Origin of the sequence: Xanthomonas arboricola (genome assembly GCF_003353015.1) — a bacterium.
GTDB lineage: Bacteria > Pseudomonadota > Gammaproteobacteria > Xanthomonadales > Xanthomonadaceae > Xanthomonas > Xanthomonas arboricola_E.
Genome location: NZ_QREM01000010.1, coordinates 490,771 through 512,041, shown reverse-complemented (window position 1 = coordinate 512,041; position 21,271 = coordinate 490,771). Strand labels below are relative to the sequence as shown.

Below are 21,271 nucleotides of genomic sequence, written 5' to 3'. Positions count from 1 at the left end.
GGTGAAGTCGGGCCAGTGGGGCAATGCAACCGCCGCAGCGGTTGCGCAGCGCTACGGCTCCAGCACCTGGAAGGTGAGCGTGGTGCTGTTGCTGTACTCGCGCACCGGGGCGTCGGCCGGGGCCGGGGTGCGGTGGCGGGACAGCGCCAGCCAGGTGCCGGCGCGGTCAAGCTGCATCGTGGCGCGGCCGGCCGCGTCGGTGGTCAGGCTGACCAGCGTCGGGGTGCGGTCGGAAGTCCAGACCGCCTCGCTGATGTCCACGGTCTGCCTGGCCAGCGGCACGCCGTCGTACTGCACCGTAAAGACGAAGCGCTCGCCGACATACAGGTCGTTGGGATGGGAGACCGGCACCAGTTCCAGGCCACGGTTGCGCGGCGCCAGCGCGGTGCGATCGGGTTTGCCGACGCTCAGATAGGTGTCGGCCAGGGTGCGCGACTGGAAGCTGGCGAGCAGCGTGGCGCCCTTGGGCATGGTCACGTTCGGGTCGCGCACGGTCTGCCGTTTGCCGTCCAGCTCCCAGGTGCGGAACTGCGCACCCACGCGCAGGCCGGTGCTGACCCGGTAGCTGCCGGGTTGCTTGCCCAGGGGGTGTTCGACCACGGTGCGGGTGTCGAGCGCCTGCACCCGGGCCGGCGCGACATCGCGGCCGTCGGGTCCGGTGATGCGGAAGTGGCTCTGGTCGAAGGCCGCCTCCGGGACGAAGAAGGTCTCGGCGAAGGCCGCGTCCAACGTGACCGTCTGGCCCGGCTGGGGCGTGAAGGTGTTGGGTGCCAGGTAAGGGGTGTGCGCAGAGGCGGAGGCAGCGAGCAGCAGCGCCGACAAGGTCAGCAGTTTCATGGGGGGCCCTGTTCCGAGTGGGTCGCTGGCGGCAGGGCGCGCGGCGGCGCAGGAAGCTGGCTGACCACACGATATTAACGAAAATGCGAATCGTTCACAACAATAACAAGCGCCGCGTCGCGCTTCCTCGCTGCGGGATCGATGACGTGCGCTCGGGCCGACGTGTACCGTGTCCGCTTTCCCCGCCGTCTCTTCGCCATGAGTACCTACCACCTGCAGCAGGTCTTTCGTCCCACCACCGTGGCGGTGGTCGGCGGCAGTCCGCGCGATCGCTCGGCCGGGCGGGCGGTGGTGCGCAATCTGCGCGCGGCCGGGTTTCCCGGGCAGATCGGCTGGGTGAGCCCGCGCTATACCGAGATCGACGGCGTGCGCACGGTGGCGCGGCTGACCGACCTGCCGTGGGTGCCGGACCTGGTGGTGATCACCGCGCCGGCGCGGATCGTGCCGCGCATCGTCTCCATCGCCGCGCGGCGCGGGGTGGCCGCGGCGATCATCCTCACCGCCGGGCTGGGCAGCGGCCCCGGCTCGCCGGCCGCGCGGATGGAGGCGGCCGCGCGGGCCAAGGGCATGCGCATCCTCGGCCCGCACTGCCTGGGCGTGATCGCCCCGCATGCGCGGCTCAATGCCAGCATCGCCGCGCATTGCCCGCAGGCCGGCGACCTGGCATTGATTTCCGAATCCAGCGCGATTGCCGCCGCGCTGGTGGAATGGGGCGTGGCACGCTCGGTGGGATTCTCGGCGGTGGTGTCGCTGGGCGACACGCTGGATGTGGATTTCGGCGACCTGCTCGACTACTTCGCCACCGACTACCGCACCCGCGCCATCCTGCTGTACGTCGAACGCATCGGCGATGCGCGCAAGTTCATGTCGGCCGCCCGCGCCGCCGCGCGCGCCAAGCCGGTGGTGGTGGTCAAGTCGGGCCGCCAGTTCCGCATCAATCCCAATGCCGATACGCATGCGCAGGCGCTGGCCGGCTCGGACGCGGTGTACGGCGCGGCATTCGCACGTGCCGGCCTGCTGCGGGTGGGCGCGCTGGACGAATTGTTCGCCGCCGCCGAAACGCTGGGCCGGCTCGGCAGTTTTCCCGGCCGGCGGCTGGCCATCCTCAGCAATGGCGGCGGGGTGGGGCAGCTGGCGGTGGACCAGCTGGTGCTGCGCGGCGGCACCCTGGCCGAGCTGTCGGCCAAGACGCTGGAGCGGCTGGATCAGTCGTTGCCGCAAGGCTGGTCGCGCAGCAACCCGGTGGACATCATCGTCGATGCCGATGGGCCGCGGTATGCCGCGGCGATTGAAGCCTTGCTGGACGACCCGGAGAACGACGCGCTGCTGGTGGTCAACGTGCCGACCGCGTTCACCTCCTCGGCCGATGCGGCCAAGGCGCTGACCCGCGCGCTGGACCAACGCAACCGCTACCAGCGCGAAAAGCCGGTGTTTGCGGTGTGGCTGGGCCAGGACGATGCGGCGATCGCCGCGCTCAATGCCGCGCGCGTGCCCACCTATGCGACCGAATCGGACGCGGTGCGCGGCTTCACCCACCTGGTGCGCTATCGCGAGGCGCAGGCGGCGTTGATGGAGACCCCGCCCAGCCTGCCGGAAGATTTCGTGGTGGATGCGGCCATTGCCCGCACCGTGGTCGACGACGCCCTGGCGGCCGGCCGGCGCTGGCTGGACCCGGTCGCCACCAACCGCCTGCTGGCCGCCTACGGCATCCCGATCGTGCCGCTGCAGGTGGCCGCCACCGCCAACGAGGCCGCCTTGCTGGCCGACCCGCTGTTGGCCGTCGGCCGCACGGTGACCTTGAAGGTGCTGTCCAGCGACATCGCGCACAAGTCCGATGTGGATGGCGTGCGCCTGAACCTGTCCAGCGTGGCGGCGGTGCGCGAGGCGGCGGCCGGCATCCTGGCGCGCGCGCGCGCTGCGCTGCCGGATGCAGTGATCGAGGGGGTGATCGTGCAACCCACCGTGCTGCGGCCAAAGGCGCGCGAACTGATCGCCGGCATCGCCGACGACCCGGTGTTCGGCCCGGCCATCGTGTTCGGCCGTGGCGGCACCGCGGTGGAAGTGATCAACGACCGCGAGCTGGCGTTGCCGCCGCTGGACCTGCGCCTGGCCCACGAGCTGATCGGGCGCACGCGGGTCTCGCGCATCCTCAAGGCCTACCGCGACGTGCCGGCGGCCGACGAGCGCGCGGTGGCGCTGGTGCTGGTCAAGCTGGCGCAGCTGGCCGCCGACATCCCGGAAATCACCGAGCTGGACATCAACCCGTTGCTGGCCGACCGCGATGGCGTGATCGCGCTGGACGCGCGCGTGGCGGTGGCGCCGGCGCGCAAGCTGCACAAGGGCCGCGGTCATCCGCGCTTTGCGATCTTTCCGTACCCGAAGGAATGGGAGCGCCAGATCGGGCTGGGCGATGGCACGCATGCGCTGGTGCGTCCGGTGCGCCCGGAGGACGACGCCTTGTTCCGCGCGTTCTTCGCGCGGGTCACCGACGAAGACCTGCGGCTGCGCTTCTTCCAGTCGGTCAAGCACTTCAGCCACGAGTTCATCGCCCGGCTGACCCAGCTCGATTACGCGCGCTCGATCGCGCTGGTGGCCATCGACCCCAAGACCGGCGACATGCTCGGCGCGGTGCGGCTGCATGCCGATGCCGATTACGAGCGTGGCGAGTACGGCATCCTGATCCGCTCGGACCTCAAGGGCCACGGCATTGGCTGGCAGCTGATGCGCATCATGATCGAGTACGCGCGCTGGCTGGGCCTGAAGCAGATCGAAGGCCAGGTGCTGCGCGAGAACCGCACCATGCTGGCGATGTGCCAGAGCCTGGGCTTCGGGGTCCGCCCGGATCCGGACGATGCGACCCTGATGGCGGTGACACTCCCTATAATGGGCGAGCCGCGCCCGGCCTGACCTTGCGTCACGCCGCGGTCCCCCTCTTCACCGCCTGCCGGATCTGCCGGGCCTTGCCCTGGCCCACCCATCCGGCTGTCGTCTCGGCCCGCCTCGGAGTGTCAATGTTTCGCGATTTCAGAATGTCGTTCTTGGTCACAGCGATCTGCCTGGGCCTGGCCGCCTGGTGGGGCCACACTACGTCGATGGGCCTGTGGCAGGCGCTGTGGCTATGCCTGGTGCTGAGTGTGCTGGAGGTGTCGCTGTCGTTCGACAACGCGGTGGTCAACGCCGGCGTGCTCAAGCACATGAACGCGTTCTGGCAGAAGCTGTTCCTCACCGTCGGCATCCTGATCGCGGTGTTCGGCATGCGCCTGGTGTTCCCGATCGTGATCGTGTCGGTGGCCACCGGCATGGGCCTGGTGCCGGTGATGCAGATGGCGCTGAAGGAGCCGGACCGCTACAGCCAGGTGCTGACCGACAACTACCCGTCCATCGCCGCCTTCGGTGGCATGTTCCTGCTGCTGGTGTTCCTGAACTTCCTGTTCGACCAGGAGCGCAAGCTGCACTGGCTCGGCCCGGTGGAGCGGCTGGTCGGTAAATTGGGCAAGGCCGATGCGATGTCGGTGATCGTGGCGGTGACGGTGCTGCTGGGCACCAAGCTGTTCCTGCCCGAGGCCATCTTCCAGAGCGTGCTGTTCGCCGGCCTGGGCGGCATCCTGCTGTATCTGCTGGTGGGCAGCGTGGATGCCTTGTTCGAGTCCGAAGAGAGCGAAGACGGCATGGGCCCGGCCAAGCGCTCGGGCATTGCCGCCTTCCTGTACCTGGAAGTGCTGGACGCCTCGTTCTCGTTCGATGGCGTGATCGGCGCATTCGCGATCACCCGCGATGTGGTCATCATCATGCTGGGCCTGGCAATCGGCGCGATGTTCGTGCGCTCGATGACGGTCTACCTGGTGCACAAGGGCACCCTGGACGAGTTCGTGTTCCTGGAGCACGGCGCCCATTACGCGATCGGCGTGCTGGCGATCATCATGCTGGTCGGCACCGTCTACCACGTACCGGAAGTGCTGACCGGCCTGATCGGCGTGGCATTCATCGCCGCCTCGGTGTGGTCCTCGATCCGCTACCGCAAGCGCCACCACGTCGGCCCGACCGAGATCTGATCCCGCGCACGGGCTGCGCACAAGGCGTCACGTAGTTCCTCTGGGAGGGGCTGACAAGGCGCCTTCTCGGCCATTCATGGCGTGTCCCGCAAGCGGTGAGGGCACCGCGCCCTCGACGCTGCGCGTTCTTGCTCCGGGGCCCTCGACCGCAACGTCCAATAGCGCGCGCGGCGGCGCACACCTGGATTCGGCAGTGGCGAGTTTGCTCCCGCAGCCTGGGCACGCGCCGGCGTCAGGGCGGCGCGGCAGGCGTGCGGTGCCGCTTGAGGCGGTCACGGCCAACTGACCGGCTTCAGCATCGATGCATGCCGCAGCCAACCCAACCGGACCCAACTGGCCGACGGAAATGTCGGTCCGGGTCTTGACTGCGCAATCAAATTGGCGGGTTCCAAGGGGCAGCATCGACCGTTCGTCAGACAGTGCTTTGTGCTGCAAGGGTTTTGGGGAATTTCCTACATTTGGTGTTGACCCCTCCGGGTGACCCCACTATCTTGGGGGAGTCGGTGGTTGGTCGCCCCAAGGCGTCCGGACCAGTGAGAGCATGATTTGCAGCAGGTTGCCGATCAAACGCCTCTCCGCGGCGGCAGCAACGAACGATCACGGCCATCCGGGCCTCGCCTGGAGCAGGCGGCGTGGTCTCGTTGCGCCGCGGTTGTTTCGCCACCGACCACTGCGCGACAGCACACCGCGCGGTGGCGGCCGTGGAATCTCCGGTAAGGAGATGGCTGGTGAGGCGATGCCGCCGCGGACCCCGTGTCCTGCGTGCTGGTCGTCGCGCACCGCCATCGCTGTCCAGGGAGTCCGGATCCGGCCGCAACCCGTCCCCAGCCGGGTTCGTGTGCCTACGCATGGAGGACGCATGACCACCAACGACACCCTTGCCGCGATCGCCGCCGTTACCGCAACACCCACCAGCGGTCCCGCCGGTGTCAGCGCACCCGGTTGCGGTGCGCCGGAACTGACCGACCCGTCGGATGTTGTGCCGCCTCCCCGCCAAGCCATTGCAATGCACGCACAGACCATCGAAGAACAAGCCGTCGCCACCTGGATCACCAAGGAGGCCGGCAACCGCCGGATCCCGTTCGAGCCGGAGCGCCTGGAGCGCGCGATCGACCAGATCCATGCCGAATTCCCGCAGCTGGACGTGGCCGACTACAAGCGCTCGGTGTTCGGCTTTGTCGACCGCAAGGACAGCGTCAACGCCGACGACCTGGTCGACCACCTGATCCGCGAGGCCGAGGCCCGCGTCGATCTGACCACCCCGGAATGGGAGCACTTTGCCGCGCGCCTGTACCTGCGCCGCCTGTACAAGCGCGCCAGCCGCAACCGTTTCTACGACGCCAGCCAGAAGTACGGCTCGTTCGTCGGCCTGCAGGAGAGCCTGGCCGACCGCAATGTCTATTCCAATGACATCCTGCGCCGCTACTCCAAGGACGAACTGATCGAAGCCGGCAAGATGATCGAGCCCGAGCGCGACAAGTTGTTCGCCTACAACGGCCTGTACCTGCTGGCCACGCGCTACCTGGCCACCGACAACTCGCGCGGCGTGTTCGAGCTGCCGCAGGAGCGTTGGCTGACCATCGCGCTGTACCTGATGCAGGACGAGATCGGCAACGGCAAGGGCAGCCGCGAGCGCCGCATGCAGCTGGTCGGCGAGGCCTACTGGGCGCTGTCCAACCTGTACATGACCGTGGCCACCCCGACCCTGGCCAATGCCGGCAAGGTCGGCGGCCAGCTGTCGAGCTGCTTCATCGACACCGTCGACGACAGCCTGCAGGGCATCTACGACTCCAACACCGACGTGGCACGCGTGTCCAAGCACGGCGGCGGCGTGGGCGCGTACCTGGGCTATGTGCGTTCGTCCGGTTCGGCGATCCGCGGCGTGTCCAATTCCTCCGGCGGCGTGGTGCCGTGGATCAAGCAGCTCAACAACACCGCGGTGTCGGTGGATCAGCTGGGCCAGCGCAAGGGCGCCATCGCGGTCTACCTGGACATCTTCCACCGCGACATCGAGGCGTTCCTGGATCTGCGCCTGAACAACGGCGACCAGCGCCTGCGCGCGCACGACGTGTTCACCTCGGTGTGCATCCCCGACCTGTTCATGGAAGCGGTCGAGCGTCGCGGCGACTGGTATCTGTTCGATCCGCACGAAGTGAAGCGGATCAAGGGCTGGTACCTGCAGGACTTCTACGACGAGAAGAAGGGCGACGCCAACAGCAGCTTCCGTCGCAAGTACGAGGAAGTGGTTGCCGACGAGCGCATCACCCGCAAGACGGTCAAGGCGATCGAGATCTTCAAGCGGATCATGGTCAGCCAGCTGGAAACCGGCAACCCGTTCATGTTCTATCGCGATGAAGTCAATCGCAAGAACCCGAACAAGCACGAGGGCATGGTCTATTCGTCCAACCTGTGCACCGAAATCCTGCAGAACATGAGCCCGACGCGGATGATGCAGGAGATCATCAGCGGCAATCAGATCGTCACCACCAAGAAGGCCGGCGACTTCGTCGTGTGCAACCTGTCCTCGATCAACCTGGGCCGCGCGATCACCGTGCAGGCAGACCAGGCCGATCTGCTGGGCGCCGACGTGCTGGAGCGCTTGATCCCGATCCAGGTGCGCATGCTCGACAACGTGATCGACCTGAATCAGCTGCCGGTGCCGCAGGCCACCATCACCAACCAGAAGTACCGCGCCATCGGCCTGGGCACCTTCGGCTGGCACCATCTGCTGGCGCAGAAGTCCATCCACTGGAATGCCAAGGAAGCCGAGGACTACAGCGACGAGCTGTACGAGCGCATCAACTACCTGACCGTCCAGGCGAGCATGGAGCTGGCCAAGGAAAAGGGCACCTACAGCGTGTTCCGCGGCAGCGACTGGCACACCGGCGAGTATTTCCGTGCGCGCGACTACAACAGCCCGCAGTGGCTGGAGTTGTCGGCGCAGGTGGCCGTCAATGGCGTGCGCAATGCCTGGATGCTGGCGGTTGCGCCGAACATGAGCACCGCGCAGATCGCCGGTTCCACCGCCTCGATCGACCCGATCTACAGCGCGTTCTACTACGAGGAAAAGAAGGACTTCCGTCGTCCGGTCGCCGCGCCGGGCCTGTCGCTGGACACCTGGCCGTACTACGAAAAGGGCGCCTACAAGGTCGACCAGTTCGCCAGCGTGCGCCAGAACGCGCGTCGCCAGCGCCATGTCGACCAGTCGATCAGCTTCAACTTCTACGTGCCCAGCACCATCCGTGCCAGCACCCTGCTGGACCTGCATATGACCGCCTGGCGCGAAGGCTTGAAGACCACGTACTACGTGCGTTCCAACGATATCGATATCAGCGAGTGCGAGTGGTGCAGTAGCTAAGCGCATTCGCGCTTCGCTTCCACGGTTCGCGTTGCGAACCGTGGACCCTGCTTCACCAGCTCCCACACCCCGCGCCTTCGGCGCGCCCCCTGACTCAGGGGGCTTTCCTCCAGAACGATTGCTGCCGTCGTCCCTGCTGCACGCGTACGACGCCTGAAACACGAGTAGAAATCCATGTCCGCAACACCGCTTGAGCGCATCAAGATCCTGGAGCCGCGTCACCCGAACCGCTCCACCGCCATCATCAATGGCCAGACGTCCGGCATCCTCAACTGGAACGACATCCCGTACCCGTCCTTCTATCGGGCCTACAAGGAGCTGTCGACCAACTTCTGGATCCCCGACGAGGTGGACATGAAGGGCGACGCGCGCCAGTACAACGAGCTGTCGGCGCGCGAGAAGAATGCCTACGACTCGATCATCGGCCTGCTGGCCACGCTGGATTCGCCGCAGACGCGCTTCATCTACAACGTTGCCGAATACATCACCGACCCGGCCGCGCATGCCAATGCCGCCATCATCGGCCAGCAGGAAGTGATCCATAACGAGAGCTACAGCTACGTGCTGGCCTCGATCACCGGCCTGGCCGACCAGAACCGCGTGTTCGAGATCGCGCGCACGCATCCGACCATCATCAAGCGCAATGCGCCGATCATGGGCGCCTACGAAGATTTCATGCGCGACAAGACGGCCGAAACGCTGATCCGCGCGCTGATCCAGTCCTCGATCCTGGAAGGCATCAACTTCTATTCCGGCTTTGCGTATTTCTACAATCTGGTCCGCCAGAACCGCATGACCGGCACCGGCAAGATCATCAGCTTCATCAACCGCGACGAGCTGGCCCACTCCAAGTTCATCAGCGAGCTGATTCGCGCCATCATCGGCGAGAACCAGGCGCTGCAGGGCGACCAGCTCACCGATTACGTGCACAAGGCCTTCGAGCACGCGATCGACCTGGAAACCCAGTGGACCGCCGAAGTGCTGGACGGCATCGACGGCATCGACGTGGACGAGATGATCCGCTACGTGAAGTACCGCGCCAACAAGATGGCCGGCATGCTCGGCATCGAGAAGCTGTACGAAGGCGCCAACGACAACGTGATGCCGTGGATCAAGGCCTACGCCGACAACTTCACCGAAACCAAGACCGACTTCTTCGAAATGCGTAATGCCTCGTACAAGAAGACCAACTCGGATAACGGCTTCGACGATCTCTAGCAGAAGGTGCAAAAAAAGACCCCGCCACTGTGGGCGGGTTCCAGATCGCTCTTTTACAACTTAGATGATTAAATCTGCCGGGTAGTGGACTGTGCGCGCCAACGCACATTCTTCCACCCGAGGCCCGGGATAGGCGGATGCCAAAGAGGCGGTTCGCACTACACCAGATTTGGAGCATCGTCAACAATTTGCACTCGCTGACAACACGCATCCTACAGAGAGTTGGACGCTAGGCCTAGTGCCTTCGGTCACTCTTCGACAGGATGGGTAGTTCCATTTCTACCGGTTCGTTGCGCCTCTTAGTTCGATCAAGAGGTCAGCATGACAGCTCATGCCAAGAGTGTGTTTGTGCATTCGTACACTAGGTTCCGTAATGGACGCCTGGAGAACGTATGTCAGCACTTTCGTTCGCTACCCAATCATTGATTGGTAGTTGTTAACTGGTAAATGGGAGGGGCGTCGGTGTACCGACGCCCCAATCTGAGTTGCTGTGTTGCTTTGGAATTGGAAATGATCGCTACAGCTGTCAATGAAGGCCGTTATAGCGCCTCATTTGAGCGCCGGTAATGCCATAGTGAATAAATCAAGTCATGAAGATCCTTCTTGCCGTAGCATCGCTTAGTGGCAACACCCGCGACGTAGCAAGGCTAGTCTCCGCTCGCTGCGCAGAGCATGGATTGGCACTAGATTGGATCGAGACCGACATGCAGACGCTTGCTGATGCCCCAGCTCCACCAAGTCGATATGACCTGTTCATGCTGGGCACTTGGACGGACAACGGGGGGCGCACGCCGTCGGAAATGAAGCGTTTCATCATCGATATGGTAAATCTGGTGGGAAAGCCCTCACACGTCGCGGTTTTTGGTACTGGCGAAACACAGTGGGGCGAGGAGTACTATTGCGGCGCGGTCCACCGCATTGCACAGTTCTTCGCCAGTCCCTTTCCCGTTCTGACAATCGAGCAGATGCCTCACGGTGTAAGTGACGCAAACATCATCGCTACCTGGACTGATCAAGTCCTGGCCCACTGCCAACATAGTCCCCAAGATGCAAACCATTACAGTCACCTCGCCTGAACACTACGCAGCCACTTTGGCAGCCCACCCGCGTGCGCTCGTGGATTTCTATAAGGACGACTGCCCTGGCTGCCGCATGCTCGACATGTCGCTGGACAGATTCTCTAAAAGCGATGCCGCCAGTGGCGTGGCCTTGCTGAAGGTCAAGCTGGAAGTGGTAGGTCATGACTTCTTTCGAGATCTCGGCTTGCGCCAGACCCCAACTCTGTCGCTATACCGCGACGGCAGCGAGGTGGCACGACTGCCCGGCTTCCAGTCGCCGGCGCAGGTGGAAACCGCAGTCAAGCACAGTCTCTGAGCTACGGTGGCACGGGCGCCTGCGGGTTGCCACGTCATGCATCAAGGATAATCGCTGCGCGCTGCCAAGCGATCGCGGTGCTCTTGTAGGAGCGGCCCGGGCCGCGACCGCCGTCGTGACGAACCTATCGGGCACGCGGCAATGCATGCGATAGCCACGCAGGCGATTGGCCATCAGCCGACCCTCCCAAAGCGGCAATGCGCAAGCGCGGTGTCCGCCTCGGTACGATGGTTGGCAACGGCGGCTGCGCTGCGTTCGGGCGTACGCCGCTGCGGCTGACCGCCTATCCTGTCGGTGCCAGGCTGCTGCAATCGCCCTGGCACGCAGCGCCTCTCCACTGGAAACCCTCATGTCAGACAGCTCGCAGACCCAGCCACCGATCGAAGCGCGCATGGCCGAGATCGTGTTCCCCAACCACACCAACCACATGGGCACGCTGTTCGGCGGGCAGGCGCTGGCGTGGATGGACAAGGCCGCATTCCTGGCCGCATCGCGCTATGCGCGGCGTGCGGTGGTGACCGCGCGCTCGGACCAGGTGGATTTCAAGCTGCCGATCCGCCAGGGCCAGATGGTCGAGACCATCGCGCGGGTAGTGTCGGTGGGGCGCAGTTCGATCAAGGTGGAAGTGGAGCTGATCGCCGAGGACCTGCTCAGCGGCGCGCGCGCGCTGTGCACCCGCGGCCACTTCGTGATGATCGCACTCGGCGACGACGGCAAGCCGACCTCGGTGCCTGCACTCCCGATGACGGACAAGGGCTGAAGCTGCAACCAGCGCTGTTCTCGTCGCCGATGCAGCCGGCCAGGCACCTGTCCTGCGCGCATGGCAGGGCGCACCGGGTGCACATGCGCACCCCGCAAGATGCGGCTGCGTAACCGGCAGCCGCCTGCGCTGGCCTATTCCTCGACCTCGCGGTCCTCGCGCTTGGCTTCAGCCATCGCCTCGGGCTCCAGCTCTTCGGCGCTGCGATTGAGTTTGACGAACACGCCCCAGGCGATCAGCAACAGCGCCGCGCACAGGCCCACTGCTGCCGCATATGGCAGCTTGGCCGGGTCGTCGTGCATCAGCTCGAAGACCGACACCAGCGTCTCGATCGCCAGCGCAATCACGATCACCACCAAGAACCGCGACAGGTAGCGGCGCACGCGCGTCGGTCCGCTGACCTTGACGTCGCGCAGGATCTCTTCCTCGAAGATGGTCTGGCCCAGCTCCAGCGTCACCAAGGCCACCGTGAGCAGGCCGATCGCTTCCAGCACCACGTTGAAGCGGTCGCGCACCATCATGTCGCCGCCGGGGGTGAAGCCATGCCACAGCTCCAGCCCGGCCATCGCCACCAGACCCGCCGCGCACAGCACGAAAAACGCCAGGATCACGAAATGACCGGCACGGAACAGGTGGCTGAGCAGCTTCATGATGACGACGGCGATGGAGGGATGCAGAGCATCGTGTGCATGGCGTGGTGGTGGTGCGAAGGCTGCGCCGGGTGGACGCGCCCTCATCCGGCGCTTCGCGCCACCTTCTCCCGCCAGCGGGAGAAGGGAAGGGGGCTGCGAGAGTAAGCGGTGGGGGCGCGGAGGTTGCTGTGGTGGTGCGAAGGCTGCGCCGGGTGGACGCGCCCTCATCCGGCGCTTTGCGCCACCTTCTCCCGCCAGCGGGAGAAGGGNGGAGGTTGCTGTGGTGGTGCGACGGTTGCGCCGGGTGGACGCGTCCTCATCCGGCGCTTTGCGCCACCTTCTCCCGCCAGCGGGAGAAGGATCTGCCGCGGCTAGGCGGCGGAGGGACGCAGGCCACTCGTCCAGTCATGCAGCGGTGGCTGCCCCTGCCTTCTCCCGCCTGCGGGGGAAGGTGCCCGAAGGGCGGATGGGGGCCACGCGCCCGCCCGCCATGCCCATCAGCTATGCCGCAACACCTGATACGCCTGCAGATGCACATTGGCGGCCATCAGCAGTGGCGCGTTGCGTCCGGTTTCGCGCACGCGCCTGAGCATGTCGCCGACGATCTGCGCTGCTTCCACGTCCTGGCCTGCTTCCAGGTCGCGCAGCATCGAGGCCTTCAATGGCGAATCCACCTGCAACAGCGTCTGCAGCGCCTTGGCGCGCGCGCTTTCCGGAATCGGCTGGCCGGCCGCATCGGCGGCCCACAGGCATTCGTTGTACACGCCGTTGATCAAGGCGCGGCCGTCGTCGGTGGCGACGATTGCGCCGACCGGCGCACGCATCAGGCAGGTGGCTGCCGCCAGCGCGGTGAGGAAGCTGTACTTGATCCACTGCTCCTGCGCGATCTGCGCGCTGGCCACATGATCGATGCCGGCCTGCGTGCAGGCTGCCGCAAATGCCTGCACGCGCGTCGACTCCGCGCTGCCATCGCGCTCGCCGAAGGTCACCGCCGCCGGCTTGCCCAGGTGCAGGATCTCGCCGTGCGCGCCCTTGGTGGCGCTGATGAAGCACAGCCCGCCCAGCACGCGTGCCGCACCGAAACGCTCGTCCAGCGCCGCGTAGTGCCGCAGGCCGTTGAGGATCGGCAGCACCGTGGTGTGCTCGCCCACCGCCGGGGCAATCGCCTCGATCGCGCTGTCCAGGTCGTAGGCCTTGCAGCTGAGGATCACCAGATCGAACGGCCGCTGCGCCACCAGCGCCGGCAGATCCTGCGCGGTGACGGTTGCCACCGGCAGCTCCGCATCGCCCAGTGGACTGCGGATGCGCAGGCCATCGGCCTGCAGCTGTGCCGCGCGCGCATCGCGCACCAGAAAGGTCACATCGACCCCGGCCTGCGCCAGGCGTCCGCCGAAATAGCCGCCGGTACCGCCGGCGCCGAGGATCAAGATACGCATGAAAAATTCCTTTCAACTTCATTCGAACGCGCAGACGGCAGCTATTCCTTCAGCCGGAGCGAGGATTCTCGGTCCGCATCAGGTTCTGGCGCAGTCGCCGGGGACTTTTGGTCAGTAGATCTGACTACCTCTACCAACAATATGTATTGGAAAGTCAGTACCTAGCTTTTTTAAGCTGGCCTTATTCATCTGATTAATAACTTCTTCCATGTTTCCCACGAACCGGCTTGCTTCTTGCGGTCTTGCTTGCTTAGCCCACGGCGGATCGGTGCTAGGAGTGCGTGGACTCGACCCCTTCCATGTGGCTTTCTCATCTTCGCGCGAGTAAGGCTTTGCATGGGCAACCTTGTTGCGGAAGCGGAATGCTTCATCTACCCAAGCGTGCGGAATGGCCTGCATTAAAATATCAAGCGCATCAACTAAGGCTAGAAATTTCTGATCTGGCGCGGTCCGCTCAAAATCCTCGATAGCCGCAAGCTGCGGAACCATTCGGCGTTCGTGTAGCGCATGACCGAGCTGGTTAAAGTAGGCCTCCAAAGTAAAGCAGCACATCATCATGGCGCCCAGTGCGAAATGGTTAGGTTGTTCCTCTGCGGCATCTCTGCTTCTTTCAAGAAAAGAGAGCGCCGCATTCGCGAGAAGCGCATGCGAATAACCTTCCACGCTTTGCGTCACATGCTTTCTATCCATCATCAGCTCCGCAAACCCACGCCACGGCGCAGCAGCCACAGCGCCAGCGCGCTGAGCACCGCGACAAAGCCCAGCATCAGCGCGTAGGCGACCCAGATCGGCACGTCCGAGCTGCCGAGCAGGCCGTAGCGGAACGCGTTGACCATGTAGAAGATCGGGTTGGCGTGGGTGGCCGCTTCGGCCCACGGCGGCAGCAGCTTCACCGAATAGAACACGCCGCCCAGATAGGTCAGCGGGGTCAGGATGAAGGTCGGCACGATCGCCACGTCGTCGAACTTCTTGGCGTACACCGCATTGACGAAGCCGGCCAGCGAGAAGATGGTCGCGCCCAGCAGCACCGTGGTCAGCGTGACCAGCGGATGCGGGATGCGCACCGGGGTGAAGAACATCGCGATGATCAGCACCAGCGCGCCGACCATCACCCCGCGCAGCACCGCGCCGGAGACGTAGCCCCACAGGATCACCCAGTTGGGCATCGGGCTGACCAGCAGCTCTTCCACATGGCGGCCGAACTTGGCGCCGAAGAAGCTGGAGGAGATGTTGCCGTAGCTGTTCTGGATCACGCTCATCATCACCAGGCCCGGCACGATGAACTGCATGTACGAGTAGCCGCCCATGTCGCCCACGCGCGAGCCGATCAGCCCGCCGAAGATCAGGAAGTACAACGTCATGGTGATGGCCGGCGGCACCAGGGTCTGGCCCCAGATGCGCAGGATGCGCTGCACTTCGCGGCGCACGATGGTGCCCAGCGCAATCCAGTTGCGGCGCGCGTTGGTGGGTTCGGTCACGGTGCGGATCTCGTTCATGGCTGGCCTCCGCTGCGCGGCTGCGCTGGCGGCGTGCCGTGGGGCGTGGGAGGCGTGGCTGCAGTGGCAGCGGCGCTGGTGGGTGCCGGGGCATCGCCGGTCAGGCGCACGAACAGCTCTTCCAGCCGATTGCTCTTGGTGCGCATCGAGCGCACCCGGATGCCGGCGCTGCCGAGCGTGGCGAACACGCGGTTGAGGTCCATCGCGCGCGGCATGTCCAGGTCCAGCGTGTGGCCGTCGATGGCGGTGAGCGTGGTGCCTTCGATCACCGGCAGTTCGGCCGGCAGGTCGCCGTCGATATCGAACAGGAAGCCTTCCACGTCGAGCTTGGCCAGCAGCTCGCGCATCGGCCCCTGGGTGACGATCTGGCCGTGGTTGATGATGGCCAGGTTGCGGCACAGGTGCTCGGCTTCTTCCAGGTAATGCGTGGTCAGGATGATGGTGGTGCCGGCGGCGTTGATCTCCTTGAGCACGCGCCACATGTCGCGGCGGATCTCGATGTCCACGCCGGCGGTGGGCTCGTCCAGGATCAGCAGGCGCGGCTGGGTCATCATGGCCCGGGCGATCATCAGCCGGCGCTTCATGCCGCCGGACAGCGTGCGGCTCATCACCTGGGCCTTTTCCCACAGGTGCGAGCGGCGCAGCTCGGCTTCGGCCAGCGCGGCAGCCTGCTCGCGCGGCATGCCGTAGAAACCGGCGTAGTTGACCAGGATGTCGAAGGGTTTTTCGAACAGGTTGAAGTTGACCTCCTGCGGGACCAGGCCGATCAGGCGCATCGCATCGCTGCGCTGGCCGACCAGGTCGGTGCCGAACACTTCCACCTGGCCGGCGGACAGGTTCACCAGCGAGCTGATGATGCCGATCAGGGTGGATTTGCCGGCGCCGTTGGGGCCGAGCAGGGCGAAGAAATCGCCTGGCGCCACGTCCAGCGACACGCCCTTGAGCGCCTGGGTGCCGTTGTCGTAGGTCTTGCGCAGATCGCACACACGCAAGGCGGGTGCGGTGATCGGGGATGGGGAATTCACGATGTTCCTTCGCGTCAGCGTGACGGCGCAGCGAGTTGCAGGCCGTTATTATAGAAGCCCGCGGGGGCAAGCCCCGATCACAGACTGTCCCAAATACGTTCGTGCCCGTTCAATTCCCCCTCAAGCTCGTCGACCGGCGCATGATTGCGCCCACCGTGGCCCACTGCCAGTTCCTGCGTGACGACGGGCAGCCGCTGGATTTCCAGCCCGGGCAGTTCATCCAGATCCATTTCACTGCCGCCGACGGCACGCCGACCAAGCGCAGCTATTCGCTGGCGACCATCCACGACCATGCGCTCGGACCGGGCGAGGCGGTGGATATCGCGGTGAGTTTCGTGCCCGGCGGCTCGGCCACCGCGCTGTTCGAAGGCCTGCAGATCGGCGACCAGTTGCAGGCCAGCGGGCCGTATGGCCGCTTCTGCCTGCCGGCGGGCGACCACAACCGGCGCTATGTGCTGATCGCCACCGGCACCGGGGTCACCCCGTACCGCTCGATGCTGCCGCTGCTGGCCGAGGCGATCGCCACCCGCGGCGTGCAGGTGCTGCTGCTGCAGGGTGCGCGTACGCCGGCCGAGCTGCTGTACGGCCACGACTTCCGCGCGTTTGCCGATGCGCATCCGCAGTTCCGCTACATGCCGTGCTTTTCGCGCGAGCTGCCGGAACAGCCGCATGCCGATGTACGGCAGGGGTATGTGCAGCAGCAGCTGGCCGAGTGCGCGCCCGATGCGCAGGGCGATATCGCCTACCTGTGCGGCAACCCGGACATGGTGGACAGCTGCATCGACGCCCTGAAGGCGGCCGGCCTGCCGAACGCGCAGATCCGCCGCGAGAAATACGTCAGCCCGGCACCGGCAAAGACCTGAGGCTACCCACGCAAGGCGGCGCATGCCTGGTTGCCCCGGCGCTGGCAAGGTCCGCCCACAGCTGGCGCTGCCGGGCCGCTAGGGGGCAGCCAGCGTCGCCGGCGGGCGACGCAACTCGACGGTGATGTGCACCAGTTCTTCGTGGATCTGCAGGGCGGCGCGCACCAGGTCCGCATCGATGTCGGCCGCAGTGACCAGGCTGACCACGCAGGCGTAGCGATCGCTGCCCACGCGCCAGACATGCAGGTCGCCGATGGCGATGACCTGCGGCAGCCCGGCGATGACCTGCTTCACTTCTGCCACCACCGGCGCATCCATCTCCGCATCCAGCAGCACCCGGGCGGTACTGCGCAGCAGTCCCCACGCCCACACGGTGATCAGCACCGCACCGACCATGCCCATGACCGGATCCAGCCACCTCACGCCCCAGTACATGCCGGCGAGCAGCGCGACGATGGCCAGGACCGAGGTCGCGGCATCGGCCACCACGTGCAGATACGCGGCGCGCAGATTGAGATCGGCATGCCCATCGTGGTGATGCCCATGACCATGGCCGTCATGCGCGTGATCGTGCCCGTGGTGATGGCCATGCGTATGGCCATGCGAGTCGCGCAACCACCAGGCGCAGATCAGGTTCACCAGCAGGCCGATGACGGCGATGACGGTGGCTTCCTGGTACTGGATGGGCCTGGGCGAAAACAGCCGTTCCACCGACTGCAACGCCATCAGGCCGGCCACGCCCAGCAGCAGCATTGCGCTGGTGTAGCCTCCGAGCACTTCGACCTTCCAGGTGCCGAAGCTGAAGCGCAGGTCGCCGGCATTGCGCCGCGCGAAGCGGTAGGCGAACAGCGCCAGGCCCAGCGCCAGCGCGTGCGAGCTCATATGCCAGCCATCGGCGAGCAAGGCCATGGAGTTGAGCATCCAGCCGCCGACGATCTCCACCACCATCATCACCACGGTCAGGATGACCGCCTTGCCGGTGTTGCGTTCGGCCAGCGGATTGGCGCTGGCGAAGCTGTGCGACTGCGCGCAGTGCGGCGCGGCGTGCGTGATCGACATCGGACGGGTCCCTGGCTACGATACCCCCCTAGGGTATCTCAGGTACCCCCAGGGGGTATATGGCAATGGCGCATCTGAATCAGGACAAGTCCAGGCTGCTCGCCCGCGTGCGCAGGATCCGTGGACAAGTGGAGGGGCTGGAGAAGGCCCTGGCGCAGGACGTGGACTGCACGGCGTTATTGACGCAGGTGGCGGCGTTCCGCGGCGCGGCGCAGGGCTTGATGGTGGAGTTGCTCAGCGAGCACTTGAAGCATCACGTCGCCGCACCGCAGGCGCTGAGCGAGCGCGAGCTGGCGGTCGACGACATCGCCGCCATTCTCAGGACGTATCTGAAGTAAGCGCGGCCATCGGAAGCGCCGCGTCCACCGCCAGGCGGATGCGGCCGGCGGCAGGACCCGGCACGTGCCATGCGTGCACTGCGGTCGCTTTGCGCCGTCGGCCCCCGCCCGCGTGCAGGCGCGAGGGCTTGCCCTGCACTCAGCGCGCCGAAGGCTCCAAGGTCATCAGCACCACGTCGTTGCTGCGCATCGGCACGCGGATCTCCACCACGCCATCGGCGCCGACGCGCACGCGGCGGTCCTGTTCGGGCGTATCGCGCGTGGCCTGCTGCAGCTGCGCCAGCTGCCGCGGTGCCAGGTCCTTGGGCATGCCCATGTCGATGTACAGCGACAGCGGGTCGTTGCGCCGGTAGCCGGTCTTGCGCACCTGCAGCCGGTAGTTGCCGGCCGGCACCTGCGCCAGCCGGAACACCAGCGCTGCGCTGTCGGTGCTGGGCACCTGTCTGGTATAGAACGGAGTATTGCTCACTGCCTGCACCGGCTGCTGCCAATCCCAGGCCACTGCCGCGATGCGCTGGCCATCCACCGCCGCAAACGCATGCGCATCGCGCAGCGGGATGTCGCGGCCCTTGAGCGCGTGCAGGTACTTGTAGGCAAACCACGCCGGCTTGCGGATGCCCTCGCGATTCATCAACCCGAAGCCGCCGTGGAAGGGCGTGGGCGGCGGGCCGGGTTCTTCGAACAGATCGGTGTAGGTCCAGTAACTCATGCCCTGCACCAGGCCTTGCACCTGCTTGAGCTTGGTCAGGATGTAGGGCGCGCTGACATAGCTGTCGTGGACGAAATCGCGCGGCGTGTAGCTGCTGCTCCACTCGGTGAAATACAGCGGCAGATCCGGAAACGGCGAGGCCTGGATCTGTGCGTGCACCCGGCGCACATCGCCGACGATGGCATCCGGCGAAGCCGACAGCTTGACGTCCTGCTTGCCGTCTTCATCGAGAAAGCCGCCGTCCACGCCATAGGTATGCGTGGTGACGAAGTCGATCGGCAGTTTGTTCTTGGCCACATAGGCCAGCAGTTCCGGCACCCAGTCCGCACCGGCAGTGGACGGACCGCCGACGCGCAGCTGCGGATCGATTGCCTTGATCGTGCGTGCGGTGTTCGCATACAGCTCGAAGTAGGCCTGCTGGTCGGCGTTCTCCCAGAAATCCTTGAGGTTGGGTTCGTTCCACACCTCGAAGTACCACTGGCGCACTTCCTCGGCGCCGTAGCGCGCCCGGATGTGGCGCACGTATGCGTCGATCAGCTGGGTCCACTTGGCCGGGTCCGGATGCGAGGTGTTGCCCTTCCAGTAGAACAGCGTCTGCTCGGAGGTCTTCATCGCGCCGGGCGTAAAGCCCAGCTCGACGAAGGGACGGATGCGCTTGGCCAGCAGCGCGTCGTAGAGCTGGTCCAGCTTGGTCCAGTCGTACACCAGTTTGCCGTCCACCTCCTTGACGGTGCCGAGCACGTCATGGAACACGTCGTGGAAGCGGATATAGCGAAATCCCAGTTCCTGCACCGCCGGCACCAGATGCGCCTGGCTGTCGCTGCGGATCAAGGTGCCGGGAAAGTCCGAGCCGATCGACAGGTCGTAGAAGCGGTCGACCGGCCCGCCGGCGCTGCCCAGATCCACCTGGATCGTGCGCGGCGCTGGCGCCTGCGCCATGGCAGAGCTCGCCATGCAGCCGCCCAATGCAATTGCCAACAAGAGATTCAGACGCATCACCGCTCCCGTCAATGTTCGATCCGAGAGCGTAACCCAGCTCCTGTCCGATGCTGCGCAGTGCAGGTGCGTGTGTCTGCTTCCCGCGATCGTCCAGTCGCGCTGGGTGGAGATCGCACGCGATCGGTTGTGTAAAGGATGCTTGACAGCCGACCACGCCAGGCGCATCTTGGCTGTCAAGTTGACTTGACAGGCGACGGGGATGCGTCAGCAACATCGGCAATGGAATTGCACACTGGCGCGGCCGCTGCTGCATGGCGATGTCGAAAAGGGGAGCGCCGGCCCGCCACTGCGTGCATCCACGCCTGCGCGGCACGGCGCATGACCGGCTGCAATCGCAACGCGCTGATGGCGCTCTGCCTGGGTGCGGGCTTGCTGGTGGCCGGGGCATTGGGGCATTGGCGGCTGCTGCCGCTGGGCGCTTACCTTGCCGGGTTGTGCGTGGGCATGGGCCTGTCGTGCCTGTTGCTGTCGCTGCTGCTCTGGCTGTCGCGTGGCAGCCTGCGCGACAGCACGCGGCCGGCGCTGGCAAGCCGCTATCACCGCGAATTCGGCGTCCCGATGGGGGCGTACGTGGTGGTGATGCTGCTGTGGCGCGACCTGCTTGAACAGGTGGGCTCGAACTGGGCACGGGTACTGATCGCCTTGCTGCCGGCACTGCTGGTCATGCTGGTGATCCGCGCGGTGGCGCGCTACGTGCGCGATTCGGACGAGATGCAACGCCGCATCGAACTGGAATCGATCGCCATTGCCGCCGGCCTGGTCAGTGGTGCCTATATGGCCGGCGGATTCCTGCAGGCCGCCAGGCTGATCGACATCCCGGCAAGCGCGGCAATGCTGTTCGTGTTTCCGATGCTGTGCGCCATCTACGGTGTCACCAAAGGCATCAATGCGCGTCGTTTTGAATGAATAGCCGCGTGCGCGAACTGCGCGAGGCCAGTGGCTGGTCGCAAGGCGAACTGGCCGAGCAGCTGGGTGTCTCGCGGCAGACCATCAATGCACTGGAGACCGGCAAGTACGATCCCAGCCTGCCATTGGCGTTTCGCATCGCGCGCTTGTTCGGGGAATCGATCGAGCACGTGTTTCTTTACCAAGACGGGCAGTAGCCGCGCCGGTCA

At 65.4% G+C, this 21,271-nt stretch carries 19 protein-coding genes; 11 read left to right on the top strand and 8 right to left on the bottom strand.

Annotated elements, in window-relative coordinates:
* Window positions 1-51: 51 nt before the first annotated feature.
* Entirely contained in the window at window positions 52-837 is a 786-nt protein-coding gene (locus C0541_RS19705) for a DUF4198 domain-containing protein (RefSeq protein ID WP_115051050.1), read from the bottom strand.
* 198 nt (window positions 838-1,035) lie between these two features.
* On the opposite strand from C0541_RS19705, the gene C0541_RS19700 reads away from it, so the two are divergent.
* From C0541_RS19700 to C0541_RS19665, 7 genes are all read left to right on the top strand, one after another.
* Window positions 1,036-3,744 carry a bifunctional acetate--CoA ligase family protein/GNAT family N-acetyltransferase gene (locus C0541_RS19700; RefSeq protein WP_104584156.1) on the top strand — a complete coding sequence of 903 codons (2,709 nt, stop codon included), beginning with the start codon at window positions 1,036-1,038 and terminating at the stop codon, window positions 3,742-3,744.
* A 104-nt stretch (window positions 3,745-3,848) separates the two neighbouring features.
* The gene (locus tag C0541_RS19695) at window positions 3,849-4,889 is read left to right on the top strand and encodes a DUF475 domain-containing protein (RefSeq protein ID WP_115051049.1); all 1,041 of its coding nucleotides are present in this window, start codon (window positions 3,849-3,851) and stop codon (window positions 4,887-4,889) included.
* Between the two features lie 859 nt (window positions 4,890-5,748).
* On the top strand, window positions 5,749-8,247 hold the full coding sequence (locus tag C0541_RS19690; RefSeq protein ID WP_115051048.1) for a ribonucleoside-diphosphate reductase subunit alpha: 2,499 nt from the start codon (window positions 5,749-5,751) through the stop codon (window positions 8,245-8,247).
* Between the two features lie 174 nt (window positions 8,248-8,421).
* Window positions 8,422-9,465 (top strand): ribonucleotide-diphosphate reductase subunit beta, encoded by a 1,044-nt coding sequence (locus tag C0541_RS19680; RefSeq protein ID WP_104537654.1) that lies wholly within the window; start codon window positions 8,422-8,424, stop codon window positions 9,463-9,465.
* A 590-nt stretch (window positions 9,466-10,055) separates the two neighbouring features.
* The gene (locus C0541_RS19675) at window positions 10,056-10,541 is read left to right on the top strand and encodes a flavodoxin (protein ID WP_115051046.1); all 486 of its coding nucleotides are present in this window, start codon (window positions 10,056-10,058) and stop codon (window positions 10,539-10,541) included.
* Window positions 10,513-10,839, top strand: coding sequence for a thioredoxin family protein (locus C0541_RS19670; RefSeq protein ID WP_115051045.1), 327 nt, complete (start codon window positions 10,513-10,515; stop codon window positions 10,837-10,839). Before C0541_RS19675 ends, C0541_RS19670 begins: the two co-directional genes overlap by 29 nt.
* Before the next feature lie 349 nt (window positions 10,840-11,188).
* Window positions 11,189-11,599 (top strand): acyl-CoA thioesterase, encoded by a 411-nt coding sequence (locus C0541_RS19665; protein ID WP_115051044.1) that lies wholly within the window; start codon window positions 11,189-11,191, stop codon window positions 11,597-11,599.
* A 134-nt stretch (window positions 11,600-11,733) separates the two neighbouring features.
* On the opposite strand, the gene C0541_RS19660 is transcribed toward C0541_RS19665, so the two are convergent.
* The 5 genes from C0541_RS19660 to C0541_RS19640 all read right to left on the bottom strand — a co-directional run bounded on the left by C0541_RS19660 (window position 11,734) and on the right by C0541_RS19640 (window position 16,188).
* Window positions 11,734-12,249 (bottom strand): hypothetical protein, encoded by a 516-nt coding sequence (locus C0541_RS19660; protein ID WP_115051043.1) that lies wholly within the window; start codon window positions 12,247-12,249, stop codon window positions 11,734-11,736.
* A 479-nt stretch (window positions 12,250-12,728) separates the two neighbouring features.
* Window positions 12,729-13,667 carry a 2-dehydropantoate 2-reductase gene (panE, locus tag C0541_RS19655; RefSeq protein WP_115051042.1) on the bottom strand — a complete coding sequence of 313 codons (939 nt, stop codon included), beginning with the start codon at window positions 13,665-13,667 and terminating at the stop codon, window positions 12,729-12,731.
* A 111-nt stretch (window positions 13,668-13,778) separates the two neighbouring features.
* Entirely contained in the window at window positions 13,779-14,357 is a 579-nt protein-coding gene (locus C0541_RS19650; protein ID WP_115051189.1) for a hypothetical protein, read from the bottom strand.
* Window positions 14,358-14,359: 2 nt separating this feature from the next.
* Window positions 14,360-15,163 (bottom strand): ABC transporter permease, encoded by an 804-nt coding sequence (locus C0541_RS19645; RefSeq protein ID WP_016903649.1) that lies wholly within the window; start codon window positions 15,161-15,163, stop codon window positions 14,360-14,362.
* On the bottom strand, window positions 15,160-16,188 hold the full coding sequence (locus tag C0541_RS19640) for an ABC transporter ATP-binding protein (protein WP_238601372.1): 1,029 nt from the start codon (window positions 16,186-16,188) through the stop codon (window positions 15,160-15,162). The genes C0541_RS19645 and C0541_RS19640 overlap by 4 nt, the downstream gene beginning before the upstream one ends.
* Before the next feature lie 35 nt (window positions 16,189-16,223).
* Here C0541_RS19640 and C0541_RS19635 point away from each other — a divergent pair, with 35 nt between their 5' ends.
* Window positions 16,224-17,051, top strand: a complete 828-nt coding sequence (locus C0541_RS19635) for a ferredoxin--NADP reductase (RefSeq protein WP_161960169.1) — start codon at window positions 16,224-16,226, stop codon at window positions 17,049-17,051.
* 78 nt (window positions 17,052-17,129) lie between these two features.
* Here C0541_RS19635 and dmeF read toward each other — a convergent pair whose 3' ends face one another.
* Entirely contained in the window at window positions 17,130-18,110 is a 981-nt protein-coding gene (gene dmeF, locus C0541_RS19630; RefSeq protein ID WP_115051040.1) for a CDF family Co(II)/Ni(II) efflux transporter DmeF, read from the bottom strand.
* Between the two features lie 65 nt (window positions 18,111-18,175).
* On the opposite strand from dmeF, the gene C0541_RS19625 reads away from it, so the two are divergent.
* A complete protein-coding gene (locus tag C0541_RS19625; protein ID WP_115051187.1) occupies window positions 18,176-18,448 on the top strand; it encodes a metal/formaldehyde-sensitive transcriptional repressor in 273 nt (90 codons plus the stop codon).
* Window positions 18,449-18,587: 139 nt separating this feature from the next.
* On the opposite strand, the gene C0541_RS19620 is transcribed toward C0541_RS19625, so the two are convergent.
* Window positions 18,588-20,153 (bottom strand): GH39 family glycosyl hydrolase, encoded by a 1,566-nt coding sequence (locus C0541_RS19620; RefSeq protein WP_115051039.1) that lies wholly within the window; start codon window positions 20,151-20,153, stop codon window positions 18,588-18,590.
* Between the two features lie 321 nt (window positions 20,154-20,474).
* Here C0541_RS19620 and C0541_RS19615 point away from each other — a divergent pair, with 321 nt between their 5' ends.
* On the top strand, window positions 20,475-21,062 hold the full coding sequence (locus C0541_RS19615) for a hypothetical protein (RefSeq protein ID WP_115051038.1): 588 nt from the start codon (window positions 20,475-20,477) through the stop codon (window positions 21,060-21,062).
* Window positions 21,059-21,259, top strand: a complete 201-nt coding sequence (locus C0541_RS19610) for a helix-turn-helix transcriptional regulator (RefSeq protein WP_115051037.1) — start codon at window positions 21,059-21,061, stop codon at window positions 21,257-21,259. The genes C0541_RS19615 and C0541_RS19610 overlap by 4 nt, the downstream gene beginning before the upstream one ends.
* Window positions 21,260-21,271 lie beyond the last annotated feature (12 nt).